The organism is Pseudoalteromonas sp. AWM4_233, from assembly GCF_056158285.1.
In genome coordinates this window covers 38,955-58,621 of sequence record NZ_JBSWSZ010000001.1, presented here as the reverse complement: position 1 = coordinate 58,621, position 19,667 = coordinate 38,955, and the positions used below count along the sequence as shown (strand labels likewise).

At 43.3% G+C, this 19,667-nt stretch carries 14 protein-coding genes; 12 read left to right on the top strand and 2 right to left on the bottom strand.

Annotated elements, in window-relative coordinates; translation table 11 throughout:
* Positions 1-3,354: an amidohydrolase family protein gene (locus ACXAC4_RS00260; protein ID WP_475158242.1), complete on the top strand. Its 3,354-nt coding sequence runs from the start codon at positions 1-3 to the stop codon at positions 3,352-3,354.
* Positions 3,355-3,612: 258 nt separating this feature from the next.
* Positions 3,613-6,903: a methyl-accepting chemotaxis protein gene (locus ACXAC4_RS00255; protein WP_475158241.1), complete on the top strand. Its 3,291-nt coding sequence runs from the start codon at positions 3,613-3,615 to the stop codon at positions 6,901-6,903.
* A 234-nt stretch (positions 6,904-7,137) separates the two neighbouring features.
* On the opposite strand, the gene ACXAC4_RS00250 is transcribed toward ACXAC4_RS00255, so the two are convergent.
* Positions 7,138-7,740, bottom strand: a complete 603-nt coding sequence (locus tag ACXAC4_RS00250; RefSeq protein WP_475158240.1) for a hypothetical protein — start codon at positions 7,738-7,740, stop codon at positions 7,138-7,140.
* Between the two features lie 323 nt (positions 7,741-8,063).
* Here ACXAC4_RS00250 and ACXAC4_RS00245 point away from each other — a divergent pair, with 323 nt between their 5' ends.
* The 6 genes from ACXAC4_RS00245 (at position 8,064) to ACXAC4_RS00220 (ending at position 13,261) form a co-directional block, all read left to right on the top strand.
* Positions 8,064-9,467, top strand: coding sequence for an ATP-binding protein (locus ACXAC4_RS00245; protein WP_475158239.1), 1,404 nt, complete (start codon positions 8,064-8,066; stop codon positions 9,465-9,467).
* The gene (locus tag ACXAC4_RS00240; RefSeq protein ID WP_475158237.1) at positions 9,460-10,815 is read left to right on the top strand and encodes a sigma-54-dependent transcriptional regulator; all 1,356 of its coding nucleotides are present in this window, start codon (positions 9,460-9,462) and stop codon (positions 10,813-10,815) included. Before ACXAC4_RS00245 ends, ACXAC4_RS00240 begins: the two co-directional genes overlap by 8 nt.
* A 59-nt stretch (positions 10,816-10,874) precedes the next feature.
* A complete protein-coding gene (locus tag ACXAC4_RS00235; RefSeq protein WP_475158236.1) occupies positions 10,875-11,891 on the top strand; it encodes a metal-dependent hydrolase in 1,017 nt (338 codons plus the stop codon).
* A 107-nt stretch (positions 11,892-11,998) separates the two neighbouring features.
* Positions 11,999-12,493 (top strand): hypothetical protein, encoded by a 495-nt coding sequence (locus tag ACXAC4_RS00230; protein WP_475158235.1) that lies wholly within the window; start codon positions 11,999-12,001, stop codon positions 12,491-12,493.
* Positions 12,494-12,495: 2 nt separating this feature from the next.
* Positions 12,496-12,717: a helix-turn-helix domain-containing protein gene (locus tag ACXAC4_RS00225; protein ID WP_475158234.1), complete on the top strand. Its 222-nt coding sequence runs from the start codon at positions 12,496-12,498 to the stop codon at positions 12,715-12,717.
* Positions 12,707-13,261, top strand: a complete 555-nt coding sequence (locus ACXAC4_RS00220; RefSeq protein ID WP_475158233.1) for a hypothetical protein — start codon at positions 12,707-12,709, stop codon at positions 13,259-13,261. Before ACXAC4_RS00225 ends, ACXAC4_RS00220 begins: the two co-directional genes overlap by 11 nt.
* A 77-nt stretch (positions 13,262-13,338) precedes the next feature.
* Here ACXAC4_RS00220 and ACXAC4_RS00215 read toward each other — a convergent pair whose 3' ends face one another.
* Positions 13,339-14,406, bottom strand: coding sequence for a glycosyltransferase family 4 protein (locus ACXAC4_RS00215; RefSeq protein WP_475158231.1), 1,068 nt, complete (start codon positions 14,404-14,406; stop codon positions 13,339-13,341).
* Between the two features lie 386 nt (positions 14,407-14,792).
* Between ACXAC4_RS00215 and ahpC the strand changes: the two genes are divergently transcribed.
* The 4 genes from ahpC (at position 14,793) to ACXAC4_RS00195 (ending at position 19,641) form a co-directional block, all read left to right on the top strand.
* The gene (ahpC, locus tag ACXAC4_RS00210) at positions 14,793-15,362 is read left to right on the top strand and encodes an alkyl hydroperoxide reductase subunit C (protein ID WP_138480053.1); all 570 of its coding nucleotides are present in this window, start codon (positions 14,793-14,795) and stop codon (positions 15,360-15,362) included.
* A gap of 259 nt (positions 15,363-15,621) precedes the next feature.
* Positions 15,622-17,199, top strand: coding sequence for an alkyl hydroperoxide reductase subunit F (gene ahpF, locus ACXAC4_RS00205; RefSeq protein WP_475158229.1), 1,578 nt, complete (start codon positions 15,622-15,624; stop codon positions 17,197-17,199).
* A gap of 219 nt (positions 17,200-17,418) precedes the next feature.
* The gene (locus ACXAC4_RS00200) at positions 17,419-18,072 is read left to right on the top strand and encodes an XRE family transcriptional regulator (protein WP_475158228.1); all 654 of its coding nucleotides are present in this window, start codon (positions 17,419-17,421) and stop codon (positions 18,070-18,072) included.
* A 249-nt stretch (positions 18,073-18,321) separates the two neighbouring features.
* A complete protein-coding gene (locus ACXAC4_RS00195; RefSeq protein ID WP_475158226.1) occupies positions 18,322-19,641 on the top strand; it encodes a trypsin-like serine protease in 1,320 nt (439 codons plus the stop codon).
* Positions 19,642-19,667 lie beyond the last annotated feature (26 nt).

Below are 19,667 nucleotides of genomic sequence, written 5' to 3'. Positions count from 1 at the left end.
ATGGCATTACTTAAAACACCACTGGCGCTGGCCGTCAGTTTAGCCGTATTCGGTGCAAGTGCTCCTGCGCTTGCTAATGCTGATAGTAAAGCAACCGATAAGGCCGCTGTAAAAACTGAAGCTAAAAAGTCAGACAAGTGGGATGTACTAAACCCACCAGGTGAAAAACAAACCATCACCATCGACACCAACGAAACGACATGGAGTAACCTAGACGTTAGTCCTGATGGCAAAAACATTATCTTCGATATGTTAGGCGACATCTATGTGATGCCTATCTCAGGTGGTAAAGCAACAGCAATTACCAATGACAGAGCATGGAACTTCCAACCGAAATTCTCTCCAGATGGGTCTAAAATTGCGTTTATCTCTGACCGAGAAGGTGCTGAGAACCTATGGGTTATGGATGTGAACGGCGAGAACATGCGTAAAGTATCGACCGAATCTCACAACCTACTTCACAACCCAGCTTGGTCGCCAGATGGTCAATACCTTGCGGTTAAGCAAGGTCAAGTAACTGGCCGTACAATTCCTGGTGGTTCAATTCGTATGTACCACATTTCTGGTGGTAAAGGCGTAATTGTACGAGAGCGTCTACATGGTGCTAAGTCACAGAAGAACGTTGCAGAACCGGCTTTCTCAAAAGACGGTAAAAAAATCTATTACTCAGTTGACGCAACGGCAGGCGTACGCTGGCAATACAACAAAAACGCACTTGAGTCAGTCTTTGAGATCCGCTCTTGGGATTTAGCAACCGGTGAAGAAGAAACCGTGATCCGCGGCTCAGGTGGTGCTATTCGTCCAACGCCAAGCCCAGACGGTAAATCGCTTGCGTTTGTAAAGCGCATCGAGAATGGCAAAGAGATGCAAAGTGCCCTGTATATCAAAGATCTTAAGTCAGGTATCGAGACTGAAATCTTTGCAGGTCTAGACCGTGACTTACAAGAAGCAAATGGCGCACAAGGTAATACGCCAGCATTTGCTTATACGCCAGACGGTAAAGCATTAGTGTTCTGGTCAGGTGGTGTATTCCACAAAGTAAACATTGCTAGCAAGCAAGCGCAAGTGATCCCAACGCGTGTTGTGGCTGAAAAGCAAATCACGCCAGCGCTGAAGTTTGCAGTAGACGTTGCCCCTGACACATTCAAAGTGAAGCTGGCACGTTGGTCACAAATTTCTCCAGATGGTAAAACAGCCCTATTTCAAGCACTTGGTCACCTTTACACCAAAGACATCGCGTCAGGTAAAGTAAAGCGTGTGACTAAGCAAAACGACCACTTTGAGTTCTACCCTAGCTTCTCTCGTGATGGCAAATATATTGTCTATACAAGCTGGGATGACCAAGATTTAGGCGCGGTTCGCGTGGTATCTGCAAAAGGTGGTAAAGGTAAAGTGATCACGCAAGAGCCAGGTCACTACATCAACCCAAGCTTCTCACCAGATGGTAAAAAAGTACTTTACCGCAAAGTAACCGGTGGTTACTTACTCAGTGGTGACTGGTCAATGGAGCCGGGCATTTACTTAACCAGTGTTAAGGGCGGTGAAGCAAAGCGCATCATCAAACGTGGTGACAACCCACACTTTGGTGCTGACAGCGACCGTATCTTCTTCAATGTTGCAAGCAGCGAAACTAGCCGTGAACTTAAATCAGTCGACTTAAACGGTCAGCAAGAGCGCTCACACTTCAAAGGTGAGTACATCTTTGACTACCGCGTATCACCAAACGGCAAATACGTGGCCTTCATTGAAAACTTCAATACCTTTGTAGCGCCATTCACAAGCACAGGTAAAACTCTATCTATTAACAAGGGCACTAAATCATTCCCTGTTAAGCAAGTGTCTAAGTATTCTGGTGACTTCTTAAACTGGAAAGCTGACAGCAGCGCATTAACTTGGGCGTTTGGTCCTAACCTTTATCAACGCAAGCTAACTGATACATTTGCGTTCTTAGAAGGCGCAGCAGATGATGTCAGCGAGCTAACGGCTGAAGGCATCGACTTAAGCTTTGAGAAAAAAGCGGATAAGCCAGAAGGCATACTAGCCCTAGTTGGCGGTAAAGTCGTAACCATGCGTAACGCAGAGCAAGAACAAGAAATCATCGAAGACGGTGTGGTACTGATCGAAGATAACCGCATTATCGCAGTAGGTACGCGCGGCGATGTGACTATTCCTAACAAAGCAAAAGTCATGGATATCTCAGGTAAGACTGTGATCCCAGGCCTTGTTGATGCACACGCACACGGCAGCTATGGTAGTCGCAACTTACAGCCTGAGCAGAACTGGAACCAGTTCTCTAACGTGAGCTTTGGTGTTACAACCATCCACGATCCATCGAATGATTCAAACGAAGTGTTCTCAATGGCTGAGCTTCAGCGTGCTGGTCTAACGGTTGCACCTCGTATCTACTCTGTAGGTCGTATTTTATACGCAGGTAATGCGCCGGGTTATAAAACGCCGATCAACAATCTTGAAGATGCACAGTTCCACGTTAAACGTCTAAAGGATGCCGGTGCGATCTCAGTGAAGAGCTACAACCATCCTCGTCGTGACACACGCCAGCAAGTGCTAGAAGCAGCGAAAGAAATGGAAATCATGGTCGTGCCTGAAGGCGGCTCTAAGTTCCAACAGAACATGAATATGATCATCGATGGTCACACTGGTCTTGAGCACGCACTTCCAATTCCAAACATCTACTCAGACGTAGTGCAAATGTGGAGCCAAACCAAAGCGGGCTTTACACCAACGTTTAACGTCGCTTACGGTGGTATTAAAGGGGAAGATTACTTCTACGACAAAACAGAAGTATGGAAAAACGAGCGCTTAAAAGCATTCGTACCTGACTATATTCTAAACCCACGCTCAATTCGTCGTCCTACGGCACCAGAGCACCACTATAACCACATCAATGCCGCTAAATCTGCGAAGCAGTTACGCGATAAAGGCGTTACAGTTCACATTGGTGCACACGGTCAGCGTGAAGGTTTAGGTGCGCATTGGGAGTTATGGTCAATGGCACAAGGTGGCTTCACAGCATGGGAAGCGCTACGAAGTGGTACAATTGATGGTGCTAAATACCTAGCGCTAGACAATGACATAGGTACCATTGAAAAAGGCAAATTAGCTGACTTAGTGATCATCGACGGTGACGTTCTAAACGATATTCGTCAGTCAGAAAAAGTCGCTTACACAGTACTTAATGGCCGTATCTATGATGCTGCAACCATGAACGAAGTAGGTAACTACAACCGTCAACGTCAGCCATTCTTCTTCGAAAACGGCAGCAAAGCACCTATGCACTCAGCAACCGAAGCCTACATGGAAGAAAAAGCACATAAATATCACTGGAAGCATTAATAACCTGAGCTCAGATTAATTGTTACAGTTTGATGTAGTGTAAAAACGTCAAAAGGCCGCAAATCAGCGGCCTTTTTTACATTCATAAAAAAATCACCTAAATCTGCAACAAAATTGGACGATAACTGTAGACGCAACTAATAATTGTTCTAAACTTTGCATCTGTACCTAAACCCTATAAATTAATACTTTTTAGCTTAGGTCGTCGTTCGTGCTCTCATCTTGTGCAAGATGAATCTATTAAAAAAGGAATGCGCTATGACTAGCCCATTGAAGTATTTCAGCTCATTAAATTTGAGCAGAAAGCTTATCGCCGCGTTTTTAACTGTGGCCCTGTTGCCCATTATTGTGATTATTTCAATCGCAGTGTTTAAGGCCTCAACCGCGTTAGAACAACAAGCCTACTCACAACTCGCTGCAGTGGGTGAGATAAAAAAAAGTGCGGTTTCTAGGCATTTCGAAAGCGTCAAAGATAATTTATACACGCTAGCAATCAGCCAAAAAACCGCTGATGCCTCAAAAGCATTTATTGCCAGTTTCAATGAGCTTGAAGGGCTAAATAGCAAACCACAAAGCTTAACGCGTTACTATCAGCAAGATTTCAGTAGCAAGTTCAGGACTGAAAACCCAAATGCCTCTATACCAAGCTCAATTTTAGATGGTCTTAGTCCAAGAGCACTAGAATTACAGGCTCGTTATATTGCTGACAATCCGCATCCGTTAGGTGAAAAGTCTGCGCTAGAATCAACTGGTCACAATGATGCATACGACCTAGCACACAAAAAATTTCATGGTTTTTTCAGTGAAGTAGCCAATGTTTACGATTTCTACGATATCTTTATTATCGATAATCAAAGCGGCTATGTTATTTACTCTGTTTATAAAGAGCTAGACTTTGCGACCTCACTTAATAACGGCCCATACGCAAATAGTAATCTCGCCTCAGTATTTAATGAAGCCAAAGACTTATTCAGCCAATCTGATTTTGCGTTTGTCGATTATCAGCAATACTTACCTTCGTATAATGCACCGGCCAGTTTTATTGCGGCCCCGATTATCTATGATGGTATGCCACAAGCTACACTGGTATTTCAGTTATCAATCGACGCATTAAATAGCATCATGACTGAGCGTGAAGGTTTAGGTGAAACTGGCGAAACCTACCTCGTTGGCCCTGATGGCTTAATGCGTTCAGACTCTTATTTAGACCCGGAGAATCACTCTGTCGTAAACTCGTTCAAATACCCATCAAAAGGCAATGTCGATACCGAAGCTTTTAAATTGGCTATGTCAGGTCAAGAAGGTGAAAAAGTCATCACCGATTACAATGGCCAACCTGTGCTATCTGCTTATAGGAATATTGATGTATTTGGCAATAATTGGGCGTTACTGGCTGAAATCGACGAACAAGAAGCTTTCTCAGCTGTCACATTATTAAGAAATGTACTGTTAGGAATTCTGGCAGTTGCCATCGCTTTTATTGTCGCTGTCGCTATTTTCTTTGCTCGTTCACTTACACAGCCAGTGCATGAACTCATGGCCACGATGCGCCGCGTAGAAAAAGAAGGGGATTTCTCGCTTCGTGCTCCTGTTTCTTCTAAAGACGAAATTGGTCGCTGTGCAGTGGCGTTTAATTCACTGTTAGAAGCACTGCAAACTTCAATTAGCGCATCGAATCGCGTGCTTAATGAAATGGCTGACGGTAAATTCCATGACCGTATTAAGGTTGAATGTAAAGGTGAACTAAACACCCTTAAGCAAGCAACCAATAACTGTGCAAATAGTTTAGATGTGGCGATTGGTGAGATTAACCATGTCATCGGAGCCATGTCTCAAGGTCAATTCGACCAACAATTACAAGCGCCTATGTCAGGGGATCTTGCGCATCTTAAAGACAACATTAATTGTTCTTTAAACTCACTCGATAAGACCATGAATGCCATTGTAGAGACTATGGCTAATGTGGCTAAAGGCAATTTCACTGACACTATTCAAGTTGAAGCACAGGGTAAATTAAACGAGCTAAAAATTAGCGTGAATGATTCCGTGAAAAGCATCAATGGTGCCGTTGCCGAGATTAATATGGTGATGGGCGCCATTCGTCAGGGTGATTTCTCTAAGCGTGTTAACTTACCACTTCAGGGTCAGCTTGAATCATTGAAAGACGATATCAATTTCAGTGTTGCCAACCTAGCTGAAATCATTAGTGATATCAGCAATGTCATGGCAGCGGTGAATAAAGGTGATTTCAAACATATCGTTGAATGTAACGCTGAAGGTGAGCTTGGCCAACTCAAGCAAGATATTAACGCCTCGATTAACAACCTAGATAAAGCAATGGGCGAAATTTCTGCGGTGATGATGGCTATCAGCCATGGTCGTTTCGACCGCACCATTGAATCTCCAATGACAGGACAGCTAAATACCCTGAAACAAGACATCAATCGCTCAGTACTGACCTTAGATCAAGTGATTCAAGAGTTAGCAAGTGTTATGGCGGCGATGTCTGAAGGTGACTTCACTCAGAAGATTGAGTCAGACCTACAAGGTCAGTTATTACAGCTCAAAGAAGACATCAATGGCTCAACCGATACTATTTCTGATGCCATCAATGAAGTGACACAAGTGCTTAGTGCAGTGGCTCAGGGTAACTTAACACACTCAATTAATAGTGATTACCAGGGGGTATTCTTAACCCTGAAGCATGATGTGAATAGCACGATTGCGAAGCTTACAGAGGTGATCCAAGGCATTCAAATTGCTGCAAATCAAGTGTCACAAAGTGCCGGAGAAATCGCCAATAGTAATACAGAGATCAGCTCACGTACCGAAGAACAAGCTGCCAACCTTGAAGAAGCCAGTGCCAGTACTAGCAATATGCTTGATGAAATTGGACAAGTTGCCGACCAATCAGGTGTTGCAGTGCAACTAGCAGAAAGCGCCGAAGCCATTGCCAAAGAAGGTGGCACATTATCGCACGATACGGTATTGGCCATTGACGAAGTTAACACGGCGAGCAAAGACATTAATGAAATCGTGTCTGTTATCGACGGCATTGCTTTCCAGACTAACTTGCTTGCCCTTAATGCAGCAGTAGAAGCGGCAAGAGCCGGTGATAATGGTCGCGGTTTTGCCGTTGTCGCCAACGAAGTTCGCGAACTCGCAGGTCGTAGCGCATCTTCAGCTCGACAGATCAAAGACATCATTGCCAACTCAAATGACAAAGTTGAACAAGGCACAGAGCTTGCCAACAGTTCAGGCCAAAAGCTTGAACAAATTGTTGGTGCGGTTGCACAAGTAAATCACTCGATTGTGAAAATCAACCAATCGACTATGACTCAGCAGCAGGCTATTCGTGAAGTCGACACGGTTGTACAACGCCTGACTCACCTTATTCAAGAAAACTCGGCCATCACAGAAGAAACCATGGCTGCTGCGAAGCAAATGGCAGACCAAGCGCATAATATGCGTCGCTCATTGGAGTATTTCAATTTAGGTGAAAGCGACAATGCAGAACCCACTCTGCTGGTGCATCACTACAACCGATAACACTTTACAATAAACATGAAAACGGCCCACTTAGGGCCGTTTCTTTTATCAAACTCAGTTGATACTTTTCATTTATACCAATCCTCTTGATTAAGCGATCTATTTTGAGGCAAGGAAAACTTGTCGATAACGAGGCGAAATTTTGCTATTTAGTTGTTCTAAATAAGAAATTTTCAACGAAGTTAGCGTCAGTTTTAGTCCCTCAAAATGATTGAGTATTATTGAGGATTGGTATTAGTACTTTTCATTTAGCAGAGTCTGCAACTCATCAATTTGCTCTGGTGTTAACTTGGTTTCTTTTAGTAATGACGTAATCAACTTAAATTCATGGTCACCTTCGCCGTCTGCACCAAACGAGAACTTCAATACTTTAGGCGCTTTAGTTGGCTTAGTAGGTTTTGGGGCACCTGGCGGTAACGGTGGCTCTGGTGGGAGGTGAAGCGCAAAATCTTCGCCACCATGTACAAACACCATTTTCTTGCCTTCTCCATCATCAGCAAAGGTCTGCACCACTTTGTCTGAGAAGAGAAACACGCCATCTTCACCTTTTGTACTGATTTGCGACAGCACCTCCTCTACTTTCTCTCGGGTTTCATCAGGTAAATCAGCGAGCTTTTCAACTAGCACTTCACTGTTCAGGTCTGCTTTATCAAGCTTAATAACTCGAACATCACTGCTGTGGTCTTCACTCACCATCACTTTTACATCATCATGAATTTGTTTAACTTTAATCACATGAAGTGCTTCTTTATCCGTTGCGTAGCTACTGGCCGCAAAAACAAGGCCTACAGCAGTAAGTGCTTTGGCGATTTTTTTATACTTAATGGTTGAAAACATTGTCTTCTCCTTATGGTGCGATTTATACACGCTAAAATAAAATGTCGACCTAGGTATAGAAAAAGGCATGCCAAGTAACTTTTTATTGTATTTTCATGCCTTTACTAATATTTCTTGTAAAAGCCAATGAAAAATATCCTGATATCAGGATATAGAAAGGCTGATATCGGGAATACTTAGTTGGTAAAATCTAATAGCTACAAAAAGCACTGATTAATTTACATAATTTCATAGAGTTACAAACCACTTGCGATTTAGCACTTTGGAATGCATCTTGTAATAAGTGATTTAGAAGCGGTTTAAAGATCTATTTGGGAGAAGGTGTGACGATTAAGCGCTATTTTATTTTAGGCATTTTGGCGATATTTCTCTTACTTGCCGTGAGCCAAACCTTGCTGGTCTTGCATTTCAAATCACAAGTCAGTGCAGATATCACAGAGCAATCAAAGGTGATAACTAAGCAACTGATTGGTAAAGCTCGAGAAGATATCAATCAAATCATTCACAAATTAGATGGCGACACTCCTAAAGTAGTGGTGCTATCTGATAAGGTGACCATTTCTAATTCAGAGCAATTGCCACCTCCACCACCTAAGTCACCTTCTCCAACCAAAGCACCCGAGCCGAGTAAACCACCTACATCACCTCAACCGGTAAAGCCTGTTATCACGATTAAAGCTGAAGCACTGCAAAATGAAGTTAATTCCGTGTTTTTCCATTTTGAAGATGACAGCCATATTAAGCGCGTGATCAGCACCGAACATTACAGCAACACCCAAAGCCAAAGCTTTGAAAGATTTACGTCACTCATTTTATGGAGCATCGCCTTATCAACACTGATTGCCATTGGGCTTATGCTGTACTTTGTGCACCGCCTTACCCAACCAATCACTGCACTCAAGCAAGGCTTTAATGATTTATCTGACGGTCACCTTGGTACTCAACTGCCAGCACAGGGCGTGGGTGAAATTGCAACCTGCATTGACAGCTTTAATGCCACCAGCACTAAGCTCGAACAACTGAACCAAGTTGAAAAACAATTACAACAACAAAAACAATTAGCGGAGCTCGGCGAACTCAGTCGCGCTATCGCCCACTCTCTGAGAAACCCTTTACATACTTTGGGCCTCACGCTTGAGCAATTTTGGCAAAGCCAAGACAGCCAACTCAAGGACAGCTTAAAAACCATTGCGGATAATAAAATCGCGCATTTAAATAAGAGTATCAGCGCTTTGTTGCAGCTCAGTAATCAGGACTCTTCTAGAGCGCAAGCTGTGCCAATTTCTGCCGTTTTACAAGATATTCAACTCGAAGTAGGCCAACTTGATTTTGACCTTAATATTCAAGTAGCTGATAACTTGTCTATACAAGGAGCTGAATCGGAGATCCGCGCTATGTTACATACCCTACTGGTCAACGCCATTGAAGCGCAACAAGCCAATCAAAACACTCAAGCGATTGAGGTGAAGGCCTATTCTGAGCAAAACATATTATTTGTGGAAGTTGAAGATCATGGCGGTGGTTTTGAAGCGCATATTCTTGCTCAGTTATTTAATCCCCATGTGAGCAGCAAAGCGGATGGCGCAGGTATGGGCTTGTATTTAGCTAAACGTTTAGCAGAACTTTACTATGAGGGTGATATAAAAGTTCAAAATACACAAAATGGCGCACGTGTTACCTTGCAATTAGCGCAGTCATCGCCTGAAGAAGGAGCAGTTCATGACTAAACCCCAACCTATCTTATTGGTTGAAGACGACCAAGCGCAGAATACCCTGATCAGCGCCATGCTAAGTGCCGCGAACTATCACGTTTATAGCGCCTTTAGCGTTGAAGATGCCATCGTCACCCTTAAAAACCATGCAAATATCGAACTCATCTTTACCGATTGGAAACTAGGTAACCTGTCGGGCATGGACTTGATCAAATACGTGCGGGCACAACAAAAGCACATTGGTATTGTCGTTGCCACCGCGTATGGCTCAATTGAGCACGCCGTTGAAGCTATCGAGCTCGGTGCCGATGACTACCTGAGTAAGCCTTTTCAGCGCCAAGAGCTACTGTTGGCACTTGCTAAAGCCAATAAGGCTAATCAATTACGCCTTGCCAACCAGCAGCTCAGCTCACAAATAAGCGAGCAAAATAAGTTGGTCGATATCATTGGTCATGCTCCATGTATGCAGAAAGTCTTTCAACGTATAGAACGTGTCAGTGCTACCAGCGCCACGGTGTTAATCAGTGGTGAAAGCGGCACGGGTAAGGAGCTTGCTGCGCGCGCGCTTCATCAGCTCTCAAATCGTAGTAAACAACCCTTTATCGCCATTAACTGTGGGGCTATTCCTGAGAATCTAGCAGAATCAGAACTCTTTGGCGCACTCAAAGGGGCCTACACCGGGGCAAACCAAGACAAACTCGGTAAATTTTCAGCAGCCAACAAGGGCACGATTTTTTTAGACGAAGTGGCAGAGCTGAGCCTAAATGTACAAACTAAACTACTGCGCTTATTACAAGAAGGTGTGGTGACGCCGGTAGGTGATACCAAAGAGCATAATATCGATGTCCGAGTGCTTGCAGCAAGTCATAAAAACCTGCAGCAAATGGTGCAAGATGGCTTATTCAGAGAAGATTTATACTACCGCTTGAATGTGGTTCCGTTACATATGCCACCACTGCGAGAACGCCAAGAAGATATTCCGCGATTAATAGAACACTTCTTAAAACGATTTAGTCAGCAATATGCTATTGAAGCCCCCCAACTGAGCAGCACACTACTAAAGCATCTCCTTAACTTTAATTGGCCCGGAAATGTGCGCCAACTCTCAAATACGCTGGAGCAATTTGTGCTTCTGCAGGATGAAAATGAACTAAAGGAAAACCTAAGCAACACGGCTAACACGTCACAAAAGAATGGGCTGTTTACCTTACCAAGTGAGGGGTTAAATTGGGATGAATTTGAAAAAGACTGCTTACAACAAGCCCTCAACCGAGAAGGTGGCAATAAAACCCAAGCCGCCAAGCTATTAGGGATTAGTTACAAGCAGTTTTTATATCGTCTTGAAAAGCATAATTTAAATTAAAACAGATCGTATTGCGCACCACAGCACTATTAATAACAAAGTTCATTGGGAGTAACAACTTGGATTCAGTCACGCAAATTTTACTTGGCAGTGCCGTGGGCTTCGCCACCTTAGGCAATAAACTCGGCCGAAAGTCTCTACTTGTCGGAGCTGCATTTGGCACTCTCCCCGACTTAGATGTGTTGATAAACTTCGGTGGTGACGTCGAAAACTTTGTTTATCACCGCAGTTTTAGCCACTCCTTAATTATTCAATTGCTATTGAGTCCAATCATTGCATGGCTCATTGCAAAAATGCACTGGGCAAAATCTGTGTCGCTAACACGCTGGTCTGTTGCCATATTTCTAATCATGAGTACCCATGCGCTGCTCGATACTTTTACGGTATACGGCACACAATTACTCTGGCCTCTGAGCAATTATCCGTTTGGTATTTCCAGTGTGTTTATCATCGACCCCATGTATAGCCTGCCTTTACTGTTTGCGTTTGTCGCTCTGTGCTTTGCTTTTACAAAACCCTATGCTAGTAAAATTAACACTACCGCACTGGTATTGAGCTCGCTCTATCTGACTTGGAGCCTGAGTGCCAAATGGTTTATAGACAGCAAAATACTAGAGGCATTTGACAAGCAAGCCATCACTTTTAAACAATTCGAAAGTACCCCCTCGCCGTTTAATACTCTGCTTTGGCGCGCCGTGGCGACCACAGAGCAAGGCCACTACGAAATATACGCATCAGTCTTTGATTCCGTTGATGAGATTGATATCCGTTTTTACAAAACTGAAAATCATATCCTTACAGGTTTAGAAGACCAACGTATTGCTTTGCTACAGAACTTTACCAAGGGCTTATATGGGGTTTATCAACAAGAGCAAAGCTACGTTTTTAGTGATTTAAGAATGGGCTTAGAAGGCTTTTATGTGTTTTCTTTCGAGATAGCCAAACCGTTTGAGAACAACATCGAACTCAGCGATTTCAGACAGCTACAAAATCGTCCTCCACTTAATCGAGCAAGCCTAGTGTTCGATAGGATCACCAATCCAAATATCGATTTATCACAAATTAAAACTGAGTAAAAAATATAAAACAATAAAAAATTACCGAAAAACGATAACTTTTTATTGTTTTTAAGATTTAACACGTTTATGCTTTACCTGTAACAGTGACTTATTAAGGATAAAACATGAACGCATTCAAAAAATATATGGCGCGAGAGCGCAAGCAATTAAAAAGCTCAATCTTCCTAGTGGCAATTTGGAGTTTTCTCGGCCTGCTCTCAATTGTTTTTTTGATCACTGGTCTAGAGCCACAAGATAACCTATATGTTGAAGTCAGAAATGCACTTCAGCTAGGTGCAGATGGGTTAGTAGCACTTGGACTGCTACTAGTGTTTTCTAGATTACTCAAGAGTTATGAGCAAGGTCAGCAAGTATTTAATGCTATCAGCTTACAAACCAACTTACTCATCGCCAGAGTTATCTTACTCTATGCACTTATCGCTAAGCCTTTGCTGAGCATCATACTTGAAATGATTTATTTCGATATTGAGATCAGCATCATGCATTACTTTGCCAATATTGAGATCGTACTCGCTACCGCCGGATACATACTGCATGTATTTTGTGCCAACAATAAAGTCGCCCAAGACCTCCAAGAAGAACAAGCGTTGACGATTTAATTATGGCTATCATCATCAATTTAGACGTTATGCTCGCAAAACGAAAAATGAAATCTAGCGAGCTCGCCGAACGAGTCGGCATTACGCCGCAAAACCTCAGCGTGCTAAAAAGTGGCAAAGCCAAAGCCATTCGCTTTAGCACCCTAGAGGCTATTTGTGATGCACTGGACTGTCAGCCTGGTGATTTGATTGAATTTCAAAAGGACAACACCCGTGAAAATTAATACTGAGTTTAATTACCGCGCTCATATCATTGCCATTGAAGCAAACATGTTTGGCAAAGAGGTTATTTATCTGAATGGCGAAAAGGTATCTGAGCAAAGAAACATCTCATCAAATGGTCGCCACTTAATTCAAGTTGATGAAGAACAACTAGAGATAAGATTCAAAGTTGTCTCCCAGCTAACTGGCCCATTAATTATTGAGTTAAGCAATGAAAAAAGGCTAATTGAATCGAAAACCGTTGACCTAATGTACGAGCTTGAACAGCAACAACTCAATGATGGCATTCGATTCACACCAGAAGAATATAACTGGAAAGATGAAATTGAGTTTCCACCACAGTTTATTGTGTATGGTTTGCTTATTGCCCCGATTCTACTTTGCCAAATTTTAGAAAAGTCACCCATAGAGGCAACTTGGCCTGATCAGGTGACATTTTATGGGTGTATAGGTCTGGCAGTTGTCGCCTGCACAGAGATTGCTTATCGGCTTTCAAAACAATTTAAAATAGTAAGCTCACAACAAAAAACATCTGATTTAAACTAAAAATGACTAGAAAGCGATATGGATGGTGCTGACTCAGTGCCATCCATTATTGTGTGTATTAGACACGCGTTGTTACTTTAGACTAACGATGATTGATACAAGTTTAGTGTTTTCTCAACGGCACCTTGCAAGGTTAAGTTAGCAGAAATATCTTGCTGTAAAAGCTCTACTTGCTGCTGATAATAAGCCGGGTTTTCAAGATATTTGGAAATTTGTTGGATCAAACCTTGAGGTGTAGGTGCTGGAAAAGTGGTGGGTTCAAAGTTATTTGCCATCAAGGCCGAAAAGTTTTTCGTGGTGATTGGCTCACCAAGATTATGAACATTGACAGGCAATACAGCCGTATTATTACATAATGCGTCCATCGCGGAACGAGCGCAGGCTAGTGCAAGACCAGCTTGCTGGTATTCTAAACCAAGTTCAGATGTATACCCTCTAAAGTCAATTACCTGCTTGCCTAATGAAGAGTTAGTTTGCTCTATTAGTTCTTTTAATTCTGACGAAAACTTCCCTTCACCGAAAACCAGTAACTTTACGTCATTATTTTGTTGATATAACTCTGGCAAGACATCGTTGATCAACATAGTCAAAACCGCAAAGTGTCTTTTATCGATACGGCTTCCATACATTAAGGTAAAAGGTTCTTTATTTTTGCTAAGAGGGTAAGGACGTACACCATTTAAAATAAGCGACGAATTTTGATGTAGCTTTGGGTATTTCTTAGTTTGCTCATAGGTATTGCTGCGCACACAAATTAACTGCTGAACCCAACGACGTATCATAAATGAACGAATATCATATTTGAGCTGACCATGTATCGTTGCAACATTCGGCGTGCCTGTTAACTTTGACGCCATAACTGCGAGTGAAATACCTAATCTTTGATGACCGTGAACGATGTCAATTTGCTGCTCTTTGATTATCTTTTTAATAAAAAATAAGTTTTTCAGATAATTAATATCATTCACTTTTAGCGCATGATGTTTCACCTGAGGTACCAAATGCTCAGTTTGCCCCCCCGCGTTTGATATCAGAACAACATGATGTCCAGACTCTGCTAGCTGATTTGCGAGATCACATACATGAACCTCTGCACCACCCATATGGAAGTTTTTAGTAATCAGCAATATGTTTAGTTTTTTCATGGTAGACAGAGCTTCCTCACGTTGATGACATCTGGGCTATAAGCCATGTTACTTTTGCAAAATAATGAAATTAGGTCTCAAAGCTAAACACAATACACTCATCGATATTGTGTTTTTATTTTAGAGCCAAACAATCAAATAAAATGAGTATATCTCACCTTATTAAATCAAGAAAACCAATGTGCTCTTTCTGATCAGTTTAAACTCAAAGCTTTAAATTAATGAGGCATAAAGCATTTCAAGCTACATTCACAAAAATCGATTGAACCAATCAAAACAATCCATTTTATTTAAAAAACCAAACCCACTATCTTAGTTACCAAGCAAAGGGGCACAGCAACAGGATGCCCCAAATGATGTAAATACAAACTAAGAGAGTAAATATTATGACTACTTCATTGATCAACACACAAATCAAACCATTCAATGCAACGGCTTACCACAATGGCGACTTCGTTGAAGTAAGTGAAAAAGACCTACTAGGTAAATGGTCAATCGTATTCTTCTACCCAGCTGACTTCACATTTGTATGTCCGACTGAGCTAGGTGACCTTGCTGACCATTACGCAAAACTTCAAGACATGGGCGTTGAAGTTTACTCGGTATCAACTGACACACACTTCACACACAAAGCATGGCACGATGCGTCAGACACAATTAAGAAAATCCAATTCCCAATGATTGGTGACCCAACAGGTCGTATTACACGCAACTTCGGTGTAATGATTGAAGAAGAAGGTTTAGCACTTCGAGGTACTTTTGTAATCAACCCTGAAGGCGAAATCAAAGTAGTTGAAACACACGACCTAGGCATTGGCCGCGCTGCAAATGAATTAGTTCGTAAAGTACAAGCAGCTCAGTACATTGCAAACCACGACGGTGAAGTATGTCCTGCTTCTTGGCAGCCAGGTGAAGAGACATTAGCACCGTCATTAGACCTAGTTGGCAAAATCTAAATATCCTTCATCTTTCGTACTGTACGGGTGTTGGCTACGCTTCTTCTTCCCAATCACATAGTAAAACTATGCTCATGGGATTCATAAGCTTGCCGCCTACGTGCAGCACAAAATCTATTGGATATTAACTTATTCAGCTAAAGGCTGCTTCGGCAGCAGCCTTTAGAACCACTTTACTTTACACACGTTAATAAGCTCTTTGGCTCCGCCAACACCCGAGCATATTAAAAGACGACGAGTAAAAAATAGGACAATCACCATGCTAGACCAAAACATTAAAACGCAATTACAAAGCCACTTTGCTGCCATTACCGATCCTATCGAGCTAGTGCTTGCCCTAGATGACAGCAACAAATCAAACGAATTAAAAAGCTTAGCAAACGATTTAAGTTCATTAAGTACGCACATCACAGTGTCTGAACAAAGTAATGCGACCCGTGCACCGAACATGTCTGTGCGCTCACTTAAGCGTAACACACATATCGATTTTGCTGGCATTCCGATGGGTCATGAGTTTACCTCATTGGTATTGGCACTGTTACAAACAGGTGGACATCCAAGCAAAGCCTCTGAAGAAGAGCTGAGCATTATTGATGGCATTACTGAGCCATTAAACTTTGAAATCTATATATCTCTGAGCTGCCAAACTTGTCCGCAAGTGGTACAAGCACTCAACACTATGGCGGCCAGAAACAGCAATATCAAAGCAACCATGATCGACGGCGCACTGTTCCAAGATGAAGTGAACGCACGCAATATCATGGCTGTACCAAGTGTATTTTTAAACGGTGAGCAATTCTCACAAGGCGCGGTATCGCTGAGCGATATTCTCAATAAGCTAGACACTGGCGCAGCGGCCAAACAAGCCGAGAAGCTCAATGAAAAAGACCCATTTGACGTACTGGTTGTCGGTGGTGGCCCTGCGGGTGCATCGGCAGCTATTTATGCGGCACGAAAAGGTTTAAACACCGGTGTTGTTGCCGAGCGTTTTGGTGGCCAAGTTGCTGATACCCTCGCCATTGAGAACTTTATTTCAGTCAAAGCCACTGAAGGGCCAAAGCTGGTTGCACAACTTGAAGAGCACGTTAAAGAATACGATGTCGATATTATGAAAGGCCAACGCGCTGCGGGTATTGCTCGTGGTGACTACATCGAAGTGCCCCTTGAGTCAGGCGCGACGTTAAAAGCCAAGTCAGTGATCATGGCAACCGGTGCACGCTGGAGAAACATGAATGTACCTGGCGAGCAAGAATACAAAGGCAAAGGTGTTGCTTACTGCCCACACTGTGACGGCCCATTATTTAAAGGCAAGCCAGTTGCGGTGATCGGCGGCGGTAACTCAGGTATTGAAGCGGCGATTGACCTTGCAAACATTACTTCGCACGTCACTGTATTAGAATTTGCCGACACATTACGTGCTGACGAGGTGCTTATTCGCAAAGCCAACAGCTTGCCAAATATCACCATCATCAAGAATGCACAAACCACCGAAGTGCTAGGCGATGGTCAACGTGTAACAGGATTAAGCTACACCGACCGCGTATCAGGTGAGCAACACCAAGTCGACTTAGCCGGTATTTTTGTACAGATCGGCTTAATCCCGAACAGTGAATTCTTAAAAGAGACCGACGTACAACTAAGCCGCTTTGGTGAAATTGAAGTTGATAAACACGGTGCCACCAGCATGAGCGGTGTGTATGCTGCGGGAGATGTGACTGACTCAGCGTTCAAACAAATCATTATCGCTATGGGTTCAGGTGCAACTGCCAGCTTAGGGGCTTTTGATTACCTTATTCGCCACAGCGATGAAACACAGGATGAAGCAAGCGCAGCGTAAGTGACAGACATAGCTTCGCCCAAGCAACCAATTTACTCCTAATACTTGCTATTACACCCAGCAAGTCAAAGCGGCTTTTAACCTCGGTTTCAAGCCGCTTTCTTTATTTTTAACCCAAACCTGTCTACTTATTCCGCAGTTGCACTTTACTTGGCTATACAAGTGTCAGGCCAGATATTATGCTGTGCGGCCAAATCAAAGATGTTGAGGTGATGTATTATGAGCACGGCTTTTTCTCGTCGTTTTATGGAACTGGTTGAGCAATTTGCTGGCGGTAACAAACGCCAATTTGCTATTTTAACAGGCAAGTCACCTTCGCATATTTATCGTATTTGTCGTGGTTTAAGTCGCCCTTCAATGACCTACCTTGAACACCTGTATGGCCTATTTAGTATCGACTTAAACTGGCTATTAACTGGTGAGCAACCCGTCGATAAACCGTTTTCATCAAGCCAAGATGAACTATTAATGGTGCCGCAACTCGACGTTGAGGCCAGTGCGGGTTTTGGTAGCATGGGCGGCAGTGAAGATGTCACCGAGCAATTTGCGTTAAATAAACGCTGGTTAAGCTCACAACTTGGCGTGCACAGTGATCGTTTGGCATTCGTGTCTATTCGCGGTGACAGTATGCTGCCAACCCTTGAGCATGGCGACATGGTGCTGGTTGATTTAAGTCAGCAACAAGTCAGTCGTGAAGGTGTGTATGTCATTCAAACCCAAGACGGCTTAATGGCAAAGCGCTTAAAGCAAAAATCAGATCATATTGCTGTGATATCAGATAACAATGCCTACCCAAGCTGGCAAATTGATAGCCAAAATGCCGAGCAACACGGCGTGGCGGGTCGCATTGTCTGGTGTGGCCGCAGCTTATAACAGTTACTTATCAATTCTCGCAGGTGACGTAAGTCACTTGCAAAACCTTTTACGTTACCAAGTTGTAAACAAAATCAAATTAGACCACTTTCTACATTCTTTTACCTCCCGCCATTAAACCCTTATAAGTATTGATTAAACTGAAAAACACTTTTTGACTTGAAAAATAATCATTAACATTTCATTTGCATTTAACTTGGCAGTACCCATAATCACCACTCGATTAAAAAAACAACAAGGACACCCGTTGTGAAAAAACTCAACCTATTAACAACAAGTTTAGCGATTGCGCTTTCAAGTGCATTTGCTGCCCAAGCACAAAGCGACACCTTGCCATTTATTCCTGAACAGGATACTGCTGAAATCACTCCTCAAATTGTTGGTGGTGGTCCTGCAAATACTGCGAACTGGCAGTTCTACACTCAAATCTTGAACTCGAATGGCACAACCGCTTTTTGTGGCGGTAGTTACATTGGAGATGGTTATGTATTGACTGCCGCGCACTGTGTAAGCAGTAAAGCGGCCCGCTTTATCGATGTAAAAGTGGCCGGTTTTAGACTCGGTGGCACAGATGGCGACCGCATTGGCGTTGTTGAAAAGTACGTGCACCCGCAATATAACCGCAGCACGTTGAACTATGACATCGCGCTATTAAAACTTGAGCGCACGCCAACACAAGGGCAAGCCGTTCGTCTAGCAACGGGGTCTATAAGCCAATACGCCCGCAGCGGTGACTTATTATCTGTCGCCGGGTTAGGTCGTTTATCAGAAGGCGGTAGCCGTCCTTCATTCATTCAAGAAGTCGACGTACCACTAGTTTCTGACGCTATCTGTAACCAATCAGGTGGTAACTATGCCAATGTGGGTAGCGTCGCGTTTTGCGCAGGCTACCCACAAGGTCAAAAGGATTCATGTAGTGGCGACAGCGGCGGCCCTATCGTGATCAACCGCGGTGGCGAGATTGTACAACTAGGTACAGTCAGTTGGGGGATCGGCTGTGCACGCCCAAGTAAATACGGTGTATATGCCGATGTGGCAGCACTGAGTGGTTGGATCGACGAAATTAAATCTGCTGGCGGCGGCTCAAACCTAGTTTATAAGCAAAGCCAAACCTTAGCTGACTTCACATTATATGAAGTTGTTTCGCACCGCTTTAACATCAGTAATACAGGCAGTGAAGCATCAGCACTTAATGCGGTTACAGTGCGCGGCAGTGGTGTAACAAGTGGCCTGGTTGTGACTTCTGATACATGTAGCAACCGCACACTGGGCCAAAATGGTAACTGTAGTGTCAATGTTGAATTCACAGCCACTCAGTCTGGTACTGCTGGCGTGACCTTTGAATTTACAGAAGCTGGCAGCAACACTAATCACGCAGGATCTATTTCTGCAAAAGCAACTGACATTCCTGTATGTGCAGGCTCTTGGGATGCCAATACCGTTTATCGTAAGCCTGACCGTGTAACATACAACGGCAAAGTGTACGAAGCAAAGTGGTGGACGCTAGATGAAAAGCCTGGCTCTTCACAAGTTTGGAAACTGATCGGTAACGATCCGAACTGTAAGTAATCGTAAGCCGAGGGGAGTGCGCTCCC